The 11563-nt window shown below is 69.6% G+C and carries 13 protein-coding genes and 1 tRNA gene; 8 read left to right on the top strand and 6 right to left on the bottom strand.

Annotated elements, in window-relative coordinates:
* The first annotated feature begins 225 nt into the window (after positions 1-225).
* The gene (locus D588_RS0102265; protein WP_017914816.1) at positions 226-2214 is read left to right on the top strand and encodes a peptidylprolyl isomerase; all 1989 of its coding nucleotides are present in this window, start codon (positions 226-228) and stop codon (positions 2212-2214) included.
* Positions 2215-2403: 189 nt separating this feature from the next.
* On the opposite strand, the gene D588_RS27510 is transcribed toward D588_RS0102265, so the two are convergent.
* The 3 genes from D588_RS27510 to gloB all read right to left on the bottom strand — a co-directional run bounded on the left by D588_RS27510 (position 2404) and on the right by gloB (position 4722).
* Positions 2404-2565 carry a hypothetical protein gene (locus D588_RS27510; protein WP_017914815.1) on the bottom strand — a complete coding sequence of 54 codons (162 nt, stop codon included), beginning with the start codon at positions 2563-2565 and terminating at the stop codon, positions 2404-2406.
* Positions 2566-2746: 181 nt separating this feature from the next.
* Positions 2747-3958 carry a lytic transglycosylase domain-containing protein gene (locus D588_RS0102255; RefSeq protein WP_017914814.1) on the bottom strand — a complete coding sequence of 404 codons (1212 nt, stop codon included), beginning with the start codon at positions 3956-3958 and terminating at the stop codon, positions 2747-2749.
* Positions 3955-4722 carry a hydroxyacylglutathione hydrolase gene (gloB, locus tag D588_RS0102250; protein WP_017914813.1) on the bottom strand — a complete coding sequence of 256 codons (768 nt, stop codon included), beginning with the start codon at positions 4720-4722 and terminating at the stop codon, positions 3955-3957. The genes D588_RS0102255 and gloB overlap by 4 nt, the downstream gene beginning before the upstream one ends.
* A gap of 12 nt (positions 4723-4734) precedes the next feature.
* On the opposite strand from gloB, the gene D588_RS0102245 reads away from it, so the two are divergent.
* The 3 genes from D588_RS0102245 to dnaQ are packed head-to-tail and all read left to right on the top strand — an operon-like array spanning position 4735 to position 6632.
* Positions 4735-5394 (top strand): hypothetical protein, encoded by a 660-nt coding sequence (locus tag D588_RS0102245; RefSeq protein ID WP_026143283.1) that lies wholly within the window; start codon positions 4735-4737, stop codon positions 5392-5394.
* Between the two features lie 12 nt (positions 5395-5406).
* The gene (rnhA, locus tag D588_RS0102240) at positions 5407-5865 is read left to right on the top strand and encodes a ribonuclease HI (protein ID WP_017907823.1); all 459 of its coding nucleotides are present in this window, start codon (positions 5407-5409) and stop codon (positions 5863-5865) included.
* A gap of 29 nt (positions 5866-5894) precedes the next feature.
* Positions 5895-6632, top strand: coding sequence for a DNA polymerase III subunit epsilon (dnaQ, locus tag D588_RS0102235; RefSeq protein ID WP_017914812.1), 738 nt, complete (start codon positions 5895-5897; stop codon positions 6630-6632).
* Positions 6633-6826: 194 nt separating this feature from the next.
* Here the strand turns inward: dnaQ and D588_RS0102230 are convergent, their stop codons facing one another.
* The gene (locus D588_RS0102230) at positions 6827-7531 is read right to left on the bottom strand and encodes a protein phosphatase 2C domain-containing protein (RefSeq protein WP_017907821.1); all 705 of its coding nucleotides are present in this window, start codon (positions 7529-7531) and stop codon (positions 6827-6829) included.
* A 209-nt stretch (positions 7532-7740) separates the two neighbouring features.
* Here D588_RS0102230 and D588_RS0102225 point away from each other — a divergent pair.
* Positions 7741-7831: transfer RNA gene (locus tag D588_RS0102225), tRNA-Ser, on the top strand.
* Positions 7832-8113: 282 nt separating this feature from the next.
* Positions 8114-8518 (top strand): DUF6165 family protein, encoded by a 405-nt coding sequence (locus D588_RS0102220; RefSeq protein WP_017907820.1) that lies wholly within the window; start codon positions 8114-8116, stop codon positions 8516-8518.
* A 47-nt stretch (positions 8519-8565) separates the two neighbouring features.
* On the opposite strand, the gene D588_RS0102215 is transcribed toward D588_RS0102220, so the two are convergent.
* Complete coding sequence (locus tag D588_RS0102215) at positions 8566-8820, bottom strand: DUF2798 domain-containing protein (RefSeq protein WP_017914811.1); 255 nt, start codon at positions 8818-8820, stop codon at positions 8566-8568.
* Positions 8821-9019: 199 nt separating this feature from the next.
* Positions 9020-10069: a glycosyltransferase family 9 protein gene (locus D588_RS0102210; RefSeq protein WP_026143282.1), complete on the bottom strand. Its 1050-nt coding sequence runs from the start codon at positions 10067-10069 to the stop codon at positions 9020-9022.
* Positions 10070-10089: 20 nt separating this feature from the next.
* Between D588_RS0102210 and D588_RS0102205 the strand changes: the two genes are divergently transcribed.
* Positions 10090-10839 (top strand): 3-deoxy-D-manno-octulosonic acid kinase, encoded by a 750-nt coding sequence (locus tag D588_RS0102205; RefSeq protein WP_017914809.1) that lies wholly within the window; start codon positions 10090-10092, stop codon positions 10837-10839.
* Positions 10839-11563, top strand: a 725-nt coding sequence (locus D588_RS0102200; RefSeq protein WP_017914808.1) for an MBL fold metallo-hydrolase, incomplete at its 3' end; no start/stop codon positions are given. The genes D588_RS0102205 and D588_RS0102200, both read left to right, overlap by 1 nt.

The following is an 11563-nucleotide window of genomic DNA, read 5'->3' as shown; positions in this document are numbered from 1 at the left end:
GCCGGAGGTCGCGGGTTCGAGTCCCGTCCACTCCGCCATTTGTACGCGAAACCCCCGAGCGATCGGGGGTTTCTTTTTTTCCGCAGTGCGCTGCTTTTGGTCCTCGATGCGCTCCGGATTCGCCGCCTTGACGCATGAGCGGCGCGGGTTGCCGGGCCGCCGATTCTGCCGCAAGGCGTGAAGCGGGTTAAACTGCGCGGCTCGCCAATAGGCCGTCGGTTCCCAATGCTGCAGAAACTTCGCGAAAAGACCTCGGGCTGGATCGCCACCGCGATCATCGGTCTGTTGATGATTCCGTTCCTGTTCGTCATCGACAACAGCTACCTCGGTGGCGTCGGTGCCAACAATGTCGCCAAGGTGCAGGCGCCGCCGTCGTGGTGGTCGTCGGCGCCGTCGTGGTGGCCGGTGTCGCTGCTGTGGCAGCACCACGAAGTGAGCACGGAGCAGTTCCGTACCCGCTTCGAGCAGGCGCGCATCCAGGCGCGCGAACAGCAGGGCGAGAACTTCGATCCGCGCGCGTTCGAAAGCATCGACAACAAGCGCAAGCTGCTCGATCAGCTGATCGACGAGCAGGTGGCGAAGTTGTCGGCAGAGCGCGCCGGTGTGGTCATCGGCGATGCCGCGGTGCGCGATTACATCAGCTCCATGCCTGCGTTCCAGAACGACGGCAAGTTCGATCCGGAGCGCTACCGCCTGGCCCTGGCCTCGGGTACGCCGCCGCGGACGCCGACCATGTTCCAGCAACTGGTGCGCGACGCGCTGCAGCAGTCGGTGATTCCTTCCGGCATCGCCGAATCGGCGTTCGCCACCAAGCCGGAAACCGAGCGCCTGCTGAAGATGCTGGGCGAGACCCGCGACGTGGAGATGGCGCTGTTGCCGGAAATGCCGGCCGACACCGCACCGGTCAGCGACGCGCAGGTGCAGCAGTGGTACGACTCGCACAAGTCCGACTTCAAGCAGCCGGAAACCGTGACGATCGAGTACGTCGACCTCAACGCGGCCAGCCTGCCGCCGGTCAAGCCGGCCGACGAGGCGACGCTGCGCAAGCGCTACGACGACGAGAAGGCGCGCTTCGTCGAGCCCGACCAGCGGCTGGCTTCGCACATCCTGATCAGCGCCGGCAAGGACGCGGCCTCGCAGAAGGCGGCCGAGGCCAAGGCGGCCAAGCTGGCGGCCGAAGCCAAGCAGCCCGGCGCCGATTTCGCCGCGCTGGCCCGCGCCAACTCCGACGATCCTGGTTCCAAGAACGCCGGCGGCGATCTGGGCTGGGTGGAGAAGGGCGTGATGGTGAAGCCGTTCGAGGACGCGCTGTTCGCGATGAAGCCCGGCGAGATCGTCGGCCCGATCAAGAGCGAATTCGGCTATCACGTGATCCAGCTGCGCCAGGTCAAGGGCGGCGAAGGCAAGTCGTTCGAGCAGGTGCGCGACCAGCTCGCCAGCGAGCAGTTGAAGGCCGACAGCGAGAAGGCCTTCAGCGAGTTGAGCGGCAAGCTGGTGGACCTGGTCTACAAGAACCCGACCGCGCTGGCTTCGGCGGCGAAGGAAGTGGGACTGCCGGTGCAGACGCTGGGGCCGTTCTCGCGCGCCACCGCCAGTGGCATCGCCGCACAGCCGGCGGTGCTGCGCGCCGCGTTCTCCGACACCCTGGTGCAGGACGGCACGGTCAGCGACCCGATCAACCTGGGGCCGAACCACAGCGTGCTGATCCGCGTGACCCAGCACCAGCCGGAACAGATCCAGCCGCTGGCCAAGGTGCACGAGCAGGTCGTGGCCGCGGTGCATGCCGACCGCACCGCCAAGGCGGCCGCTGCCAAGGCCGATGCACTGCTGGAGCGTTTGCGCAAGGGCGAGACCCTGCAGGCCCTGGCCGGCGCGGAGAAGCTGCAGATCAACCCGATGCCGGGTCTGCCGCGCAACGTGCCGATGCCGAGCGCGCAGGCCAGCCAGGCGATCTTCAGCGCGCCGCAGCCGGCCGACGGCAAGCCGTCGGTGGGCAAGGTCGAGCTGCCTGCCGCGCCGGGCACCGTGGGCAAGCGCTATGCGCTGTTTGCGGTCACCAAGGTGACGCCGGGCGACCTGAGCAAGGTGCCGGCCGAGCAGCAGACCATGTTCCAGCAGCAACTGGCGCGGATCGAAGGCGAGGCCGATGCCAAGGCCTACGTCGATGCGATGCGCAAGCACTTCAAGATCAGCGTGCAGGAATCGCAGCTGTAACCGCGGCTTCGACAGCGCAAAGCGGCACGCAACAGGCTCGGCATTGCCGGGCCTGTTGCGTTTCAGGGGCATCGACGTGTGCGTGGCTGATCGACGTGCGCGCGTCGCCGTGGGGAGAGGCGCGGCAAGTGCAGGCATGCGGCTGTGGTCGCCGGCAGGCTTGGTGGTGGTGAAGGGGTGGCAAGCGCGTCACGCCGTCGCCTTCGCCTGGCACGAGGCGCTGTGCGCGTGGCGATCGAGGCATAACTGCTGCCGCAGCCGCGCGTTGCACTTGCTCCACATGCTGGTCCACATGTTGTGCAGCGCCGTCGGCACCACCGGCATTGCGCGCCGGGCCAGGATCTTCTTCATGCCGGACTAGGGGCAAGGCGCGCAGTTGTCGTCGGTGCTGGATGCCGTGATAGGCCTGCCTTGCAGGCGATCATGCTGGTCGTAGGCGCGGGGAAACGAGTGGTCATCCCCGCGGCGTGGCTGCACATCCGCGGACGTTGCAGCATGGGCCGGACCTCGTCCCGCCGCAGCGGGAGCGCGATCAGTCCTCGTAGCTCAGCACCATGCCGGGACGCAGCACGCTGCGCGCGGACAGGCCGTTCTTCATCAGCAGCGCCTGCACGGTGATGCCGTAGCGCTTGGCGATGTTCCAGGCGGTGTCGCCGTCGCGCACGGTGTGCGTGTGGCGGGGGCGTGCGCCGGCGCGCTTGGCACGGTTTGGCGCGGGAGCGTCGTCGGCGCTGGCCACGGTGGCGACGACCGGGGTGTCGTCCTGCGCCGGCGGCGCGGTGTCCTGGGCCAGCACGGGGCCGCCCAGACTGCGCGGCGCCAGCACCGGCAGCGCGCGCTTGGTGCTGCGGCCACTGCCCAGGGCCGGGTTCAGCCGGGCGAGCTGGTTGCCCTGCAGCGCCTGGCGCCGCGCCCATTCGTCCAGTGCCATGCCGGCGGGCAGGGTCTGCGCCTGCAGGATCGGCACGTCGCGATCCAGAGAGGCCATCCATTCGTCGCGGGTCTGCGCCTGTTCCAGCACGCAGGCCAGCGCGTGCAGTTTCTCGACGTAGGCGTAGGTGACCGAGGACAGCCCGGGCAGCTTGTCCGGCTGCGCGTTCTGCGCGTTCATGCCGGCGCGGCGCATCGACTGCAGCACGCGGTATTCGCCGGCGTTGTAGGCCATGATCGCCAGGCGCCAGTCGCCGCCGAACATGCCGTGCAGGGTCTTCAGGTAGCGCACTGCGGCGCGGGTGGAGTCCACCGCGGACAGACGGCCGTCGTAACCATTCTCCAGCGGGACATCGTGGTTGCGCGCGGTACCGGGGATGAACTGCCACAGGCCGGCGGGGCCGCTGCTGTTGCGCGCGGCCGGGCGGTAGCCGCTCTCCACGAACGGGATCAGCGCGAACTCGGTCGGCAGGTTGGCAGCACGCAGTTCGTCGACCACGTAGCCGAACAGCGGCAGCACGTCCTCGTCCTCGTCGGCCAGCCGCGACGGCGCGCGCGAGAACTGCTGCTGCCAGCGCGCATCGGTGGCGCCGGCGTCGCAGCGCGCATCGGCCAGGCCGTCGCGGAAGCGGGCGAGGATGTCGTGCCCGTTACGGGTGGTCGGCGGCGGCAGTGCCGCCGCGTCCGTCGGCAGGCCGTTCAGGCCCGCCACGGTCTGCTCGAGTGCCGCCGCAAGCGGAGTCGCGGCCGCCGCGGGGGGCGCCGCCGACGCTATCGCCAGCGTCAGCGCCGCCGTCAACGCCAGCGCCCTCATGCGCGGAAATCGTCTTTCCAGCGCCTCAATTCGGCGAAGACTTCCACTTCGTCGGACACCCCCCGGCCGAGCCGGGCGCCGATCGCCTGCTGGATCGCCGCCGAAGCGGTGCGCAGGAACGGATTGGTTGCCAGTTCGCTGGCGAGCGTGACGGGAACGGTGGGGCGGGCAGCGTGACGCATGGCCTGGGCTTCCTGATGGCGCTGCCGCAGGGCAGCGTTGGTGGGATCGACCGTGACGGCGAATGCCGCATTGGCCAAGGTGTATTCGTGTCCGCAGCAGACCAGCGTCTGCCCCGGGAGGGCGGACAGGCGCTGCAGCGAACCCAACATCTGGGAGGGCGTACCTTCGAACATGCGCCCACAGCCCAGGCTGAACAGCGTATCGCCGCTGAACAGATGGCCCTGGCCGACGTAGGCCAGGTGCGAGCGGGTATGGCCGGGGACGGCCAGGGTATCGAACTGCCAGTCCAGCACCTTCACGACGTCGCCCTCTCCGACCCGCTCGCACGAAAATCCGGCAATGCGGGGGTCGTCCGGCGCGTACACCGGCAGATCCGGCCAGCGTTCGCGCAAGGCGGCGACGCCACCGATATGGTCGTCGTGGTGATGCGTGAGCAGGATGGCGGCGGGTTGCAGCCCTTGGGCCGCGGCCTCCAGCACCGGCTCGGCCTGGCCTGGATCGACCAGCAACGCATGCCCGTCGTCCGTGGCGATCGCCCAGATGTAGTTATCCTGGAATGCGGGCAGGGCGATCAGTCGCATAGAATTGGCACCATGCCTGCCGTGTCGCTCCCTCGTCAAGCCAACGTCTCATCCTGGTTTGATACTGCCGGGGCGCAGGCGTTGCTGCAGGCCGAGCAGCCGCTGATCCTCGACGCCTTGCTCAAGCGCCCCGCGCAGCCCTGGCTGTGGCTGGCCCCGGTGCCGCTACCGCCCCCCGCGCGCGAGCTGCCGGGGCGGGGCGTGCGCCTGCACCGCAGCGCCTGCGGCTACGCCGGCGACCTGGTGTGCACGCTGCCACTGCCGCTGCCGTCGGAAAGCGTCAACGCCATCGTCCTGCAGCACGTGCTCGCCGCCGACGCGGCGGCGCTGCTGGAGGAATGCGAGCGCATCCTGATGCCGGGCGGCCGCGTGTGGCTGTTCGCGCTCAATGCGGTGAGCCCGTACCGGCTGCGCTGGCGCCGCCAGGGCCTGGTGGCGCGTCCGCCAGGTAGCTGGCGTGGCCTGCTCGAACAGGTCGGCCTGCCGTGCGTGGAGCAACTGCGCTATCTCGGGCCGGTGTGGCCGACCCGCGGCGGCGTCGGCCCGGCCACCTCCACCGCGCCGCTGCGCGCGGTCTGCCTGCTGCAGGCGGAAAAACGCACCGCCGCCGGCATCGGCCCCATTCCGTTGCGCGCGCCGGTCCGCTGGCGCGGCTCGGTCGCTTCCATCTGAACACGGAGTTTCATGAAGACTGTCGACATCCATACCGATGGCGCCTGCCTCGGCAATCCCGGCCCCGGCGGCTGGGCCGCGCTGCTGCGCTACAAGGGACTGGAGCGCGAGGTGGCCGGCGCCGAGGCGCACACCACCAACAACCGCATGGAGCTGATGGCCGCGATCATGGCGCTGGAGACGCTCAACGAGCCGTGCCAGATCGTGCTGCACACCGACTCGCAGTACGTGCGCCAGGGCATCACCGAATGGATGCCGGGCTGGGTGCGCCGGCAGTGGAAGACCGCCGGCGGCGATCCGGTCAAGAACCGCGATCTCTGGGAGCGGCTGCATGCGGCCGCGCAGCGGCATACGATCGACTGGCGCTGGGTCAAGGGCCACAACGGCGATCCGGACAACGAGCGGGTCGACCAGCTGGCGCGCAACCAGGCCCTGCACGTGCGCGCCGGCGGCGCCGCCGTCGCGACCTGATCTTGTCTTCCTTTTCCGCTGCGAGTCCCATGCGTCAGATCATCCTCGATACCGAAACCACCGGCCTGGAATGGAAGAAGGGCAACCGTGTCGTCGAAATCGGCGCGGTGGAACTGCTCGAACGCCGCCCCAGCGGGCGCAACTTCCATCGCTACCTGCGCCCGGACTGCGATTTCGAACCCGGCGCGCAGGAAGTCACCGGCCTGACCCTGGATTTCCTTGCCGACAAGCCGGAATTCCACGAGGTGGTCGACGAATTCCTGGAGTTCATCGACGGCGCCGAGCTGATCATCCACAACGCCTCGTTCGACCTGGGCTTTCTGGACTACGAACTGTCGCGGCTGGGCGAGTCCTACGGCCGCATCCTCGATCGCGCCACGGTGATCGACACCCTGCTGCTGGCGCGTGAGCGCTTCCCCGGCCAGCGCAATTCGCTGGATGCGCTGTGCAAGCGGTTGGGCGTGGACAACTCGCACCGGCAACTGCACGGCGCGCTGCTCGATGCGCAGATCCTCAGCGACGTGTACATCGCGCTGACCTCCGGCCAGGAGGAAATCGGCTTCGCCCTGGCCGAGGACGGCGCCGCGCATGCGGCGACGCAGGGTCCGGCATTCGACATGACCATGCTGCTGCCGCGGCCGCGGGTGTTGCCGACGGCCTCGGAACTGGAAGCGCACCAGGCGCGGCTGGAGAAGCTGCGCAAGAAGGCCGGCCGCGCGCTGTGGGACGACGCCGAACCGGTCGTGGCGGACGCGGTGGCTGGCTGAAGGGCGCTCGAATGACGATGGGACGTCTGTTGTAGAGCGGCGTCAGCCGCGACGGCGCGTTCCCGGTAAAGCCCGGTCGCGGCTGCAACTGCTCCTGCAGGGCAGCCTGGCCGGCTTGAGCGTGAAGAATGCAGTATCCAGCGGTGCCCCGACGTGGCTTGCGCGGCCGGAGCGGCGGCCGCGCCGCACCGAATTCAGTGACAGCGCACCAGGATCGCGGTGATGTTGTCCGAGCCGCCTTCGTCGAGCGCGGCGGCGACCAGCATGTCCACGCATTCCTGCGCGCTGCAGTCGTCGTGGCCCAGCGCGTTGGCCAGGCCGGCATCGTCCACTTCCTCGGTGAGCCCGTCGCTGCACAGCAGCAGGCGCATGCCCGGGCGCAGCTCGCCGGTCATCGTGGCCACGTTGAGGTGCTGCGGATCGGTGACGCCCAGCGCCTGGGTGACCACGTTGCGGTGCGGATGCGCGCGCGCCTGCTCGGCGGTGAGCGCGCCCTGCGCGATCAGTTCCTGCACGTAGCTGTGGTCCTGGCTGAGCTGGGCCAGCTTGCCGTCGCGCCACAGATAGGCGCGGCTGTCGCCGACCCAGGCCACCTCGAAGCGGTTGCCCTGGACCCGCGCCGCCACCACCGTGGTGCCCATCGGCAGGGTGTCGTTGCGGCGCTGCGAGGCGCGGATGATCTCCTCGTCGGCGATGCGGATGGCCTGCGCCAGGGCGGTGCCGCCCCGCACTTCGCGCACGATGGCCTCGCGCGCCAGGGCGCTGGCGACCTCGCCGCAGGCGTGGCCGCCCATGCCGTCGGCCACCAGCCACAACCCTAGTTCGTGGTCGCCGTAGTAGGTGTCCTCGTTGAGGTCGCGGCGCAGGCCGACGTGGGTGAGATGTCCGAATTCGATCATTGCGCGCCTGCGGCCGGCCGGTGTTTTCTGGGGTCGACGGGCATCATCGCGGTCGCGCGCGGATCAGGCAATCGCCGCGCGCGGCACGCAGCAGGCGGGGTTCATCGCCCCGCGGCGCCGGGGCGCTTGCGGGGGCTCGGCGCCTGGCCGCTTGTCCGCGCGCGGCGGGGACCGTATGATGCACGCCCCCGGTCCGCCGGGGACCACCCGGGAAGGTGGCAGAGTGGTTGAATGTACCTGACTCGAAATCAGGCAGGCGTTTATAGCGCCTCGGGGGTTCGAATCCCCCCCTTCCCGCCAGTTTCATCGCGCGCGCACCCTCCAGCGGTCGCAGAGTGTGATCGGTGCAGGAGTGGGGGGGTGAGAAGCCCCGCGGGTTCGACCCATCGGCGACAGTCGATGCGCACGGCGCAGCCGCCCGTAGGGCGAGGTGCAGAATGCACCGAGTGCATCCCCCCTTCCCGCCAGTTTCGCATGAGGCCCCGTCAGGGGCCTTTTGCTTTTTGGCGCTCGCGACAGTGTGCCGACGCTGGCTTAAGGCGTCGCCGTTACACTCTTCCTTCTCCTGTTTTGGTGTCTGCCATGTCCGAAATCCTGGTGCCCGTGTCCTTCGGCGAATTGCTCGACAAGATCGCCATCCTGCAGATCAAGTCCGAGCGCATCGAAGATCCGGGCAAGCTGGCCAATGTGCGTGCCGAACTGTCGGCACTGGAAAAGACCTGGATGGCGCATCCGGCGGCCGGCGGCGACGTGGCGCGCCTGCGCGCGGAACTGAAGGCGGTCAACGAGCGCCTGTGGGTGATCGAGGACGAGATCCGGATCAAGGAGAAGGCGCAGGCCTTCGACGAGGAGTTCATCAAGCTGGCGCGCAGCGTGTACTACGAAAACGACGAACGCGCGCGGCTCAAGAAGGAAATCAACCTGGCACTGGGCTCCAGCTACGTGGAAGAGAAGTCCTACCAGGACTACCGCAACGCCTCGGCGTGAGGGCAGAGTTCCGGGAGGCGTTGCCGTCTCCCGGAACGCGCCGCACCTCAGTTGCGTGCGACCACCAGTCCGGTCAGGCGCCGCACCAGCGGCAGCACCAGCAGCAGGGTGGGGAAGGCCACCAGCCAGGACAGCGCCCAGGCGCCGAGCCAGAGCGTGCCGACACCGGGCGCCAGCCCGACGCTGCGCAGGGTGCTGATCATCGAGACGATGCAGGTCATCAGCACCGACAGCAGCAGCGGGGTGACCCAGGCGGCATGGCGCGGGGACAGCTTGCGGGAAAACAGCGGGAAACGTGACATTGCGGACTCTCCGTAAGCCGGTCGATCGAAGGCGCCACCCGCCAACGGCCTGCCAGGCCCGGGCGGGAAACAGCCCCGGACGGATCCGGCGCAGTTGGCGCGTTGATTGACGTAAACGCTTACGGCGGCTCCTGCGGGCCGGGTCGGCGGCAGGACGCGCGGCGATGGTAGAGCGGCGCCGCGTGCGCCGCAACCGGGCTCAGTGGCCGTGGTCGCCGCGATAGCGCTCGAATGCGGCGATCGCATCGTCCACCGCGATGAGTTCCATCACGCCGTCGAACTCGATCTTGCTGCCCCACTTCAACTGCGCGGCCGGCTTGCCCAGGTATTTGCGCGCAGCCGCGTCGTACTTGTCCACGCAGTAGCGGATGTCCGAATACGGGCCGCTGCGGCGCGGGTTGCTGGCCGCGTGCAGGCCCAGCACCTTGGTCCCCATCGCGTTGGCGATGTGCATGGGGCCGGAGTCGGGGGTCATCACCAATGCGGCGCGCTGCAGCAGCGCCGGCAGTTGCTTGAGCGTGTCGCGGCCGACCAGGTCGAGCACCGGCGTGCGCGCCGCCGCGACGATGGCGTCGGCGGTGCTGCGCTCCAGGTCGCTGCGGCCGCCGCACAGCACCACCCGCCAGCCCTGCGCGGCGGCATGGTCGGCCACCGCGGCGTAGCGCTCGGCATACCAGTTGCGACGCTGATGGCTGGAGCAGGGCGAGATCAGCAGCGCCGGACGGCCGTCCTCGGGCCATTGCGCACGCGCCCAGGCATGGGCGTCCTCGGGCACTGGCAGGTCCCAGCGCACCTCGGTCTGGCGCAGCCCCAGCGGCTCGCAGAAGCTGCCGATCGCCTCCAGCACGTGGATGCCGGGGCGGTCGGGGATGCGTTCGTTGACGAACAGGCCGTGCAGGTCCTTGGAGCGGCTGCGGTCGTAGCCGATGCGGCGGCGCGCCGGCACGAACGCCGACAGCACGTTGGCGCGCAACGCCACCTGCATCTGCAGCAGCGCGTCGAAACCTGGCGCCGGCAGGGCGCGGCGCAAGGCGCGCATGCCGGCCAGGCCGCTGCGCTTGTCGTAGGGGTGGAAGACCACGCCCGGCAGGCCGTCGAGCAGCTTGTGCCCGGCCTTGTCGATGATCCAGTGCAACGCCGGCGCCTGCGGCCAGGCGCGCTGCAGGGTCCGCACCAGCGGCACCACGTGGGTCACGTCCCCCAGCGCCGACAGGCGCAACAGGCACAACGAAGGGAGCGTTGCCGGCATGGTGTTGTTAGACTCGCTGGATGGTTGCATTCGACGCCACCGAAGCGCTGACGCCGTACCGCGAGGGCCGCGGCTACGGGGCCATTCTGTTCGACCGCGAACGGCTGCGGCAAGCCGAACCGGCGCTGTTCTCCGCCGCCGCCTGGGGCGAACGCGCACGTCCGGTGGATGCCGGCGGCCGCGGCGGCGCCTGGTTCGTCGATGCCCCGTTCGGCAGCTGCGTGCTGCGCCAGTACCGCCGCGGTGGGCTGGTCGCCAAGCTGGTCCGCGACCGCTACCTGTGGACCGGTGCCGACCGCACCCGCAGCTTCGCCGAGTTCCGGCTGATGCGCGCGCTGATCGCGCGCAAGCTGCCGGTGCCGCGGCCATTGGCGGCCTGCTATCTGCGCCAGGGGCTGCGCTACCGCGCAGCGATCCTGATGGAGCGGCTGGAGGGCGTGCGCTCGCTGGCCGAGCGCGCACATCTGGCCGGCCGCGGCGCGCCGTGGGAGGAGGCGGGTCGGCTGATCGCGCGCTTCCATCGCGCCGGCCTCGACCACGCCGACCTCAATGCGCAGAACATCCTGTTCGACGGCAACGGCCGCGGCTGGCTGATCGACTTCGACCGCGGCGTGCTGCGCATTCCCGCCACCCGCTGGCGCGAGCGCAACCTCAAGCGGCTGCGTCGTTCGCTGCTGAAACTGCGCGGCGAGCGCAGCGTCGATGCGGTGGAGAAGGACTACGCGCGCCTGCGCCGCGCCTACGACCTGGCCTGGGAGCGCGGCTGCTGATGACGGACTGGGCGCTGCGTTTCCAGGGCGTGGGCAATGCCTCGGCGGTGGCGCTGGGCTCGCCGATGGCCACCATCGAGCGCGACGGCCGGCCATGGCTGACCATCGACTGCGGCGGCGAGGGGCTGACCGCCTATCAGGCGCACTACGGCGCGATGCCGCAGGCCTTGTTCGTCACCCATGTGCATCTGGACCACGTCGCCGGCTTCGAGCGGCTGTTCGTGGACAGCTATTTTTCCGAGCGTCGCGGCAAGGTGCGCCTGTACGTGCCGGCGACGGTGCTGCCGCTGCTGCACCGCCGCGTGGCCGACTATCCGAACGTGCTGGCCGAGGGCGGCGCCAACTTCTGGGATGCGTTCCAACTGATCGCGGTGGGCGATGCGTTCTGGCACGAGGGCGTGCGCCTGGAGGTATTCCCGGTGCGTCACCACTGGCCGGAGACCGCCTACGGCCTGCGCCTGCAGGGCGCGCTGGTGTGGAGCGGGGACACCCGGCCGATCCCGGAAATGCTGAACCGGTATGCCGACGACGGCGAACTGGTGGCGCACGACTGCGGTCTTCACGGCAACCCGTCGCATACTGGGGTCGACGACCTGGAGCGGGAATACCCCGCCGAGCTGCTGCAACGGACCATGCTCTACCACTACGCCAGCGCCGAGGATGCCGAGGCCCTGCGCGCCCGCGGCCACCGCGTGGCGCGGCCGGGCGAGCGCGTGGCGCTGGC

It is taken from the genome of Xanthomonas sp. SHU 308 (assembly GCF_000364645.1).
Classification (GTDB): Bacteria; Pseudomonadota; Gammaproteobacteria; order Xanthomonadales; family Xanthomonadaceae; genus Xanthomonas_A; species Xanthomonas_A sontii.
The sequence above is the reverse complement of the archived record's forward strand: the minus strand, read 5'-3'. Positions and strand labels throughout refer to the sequence as shown.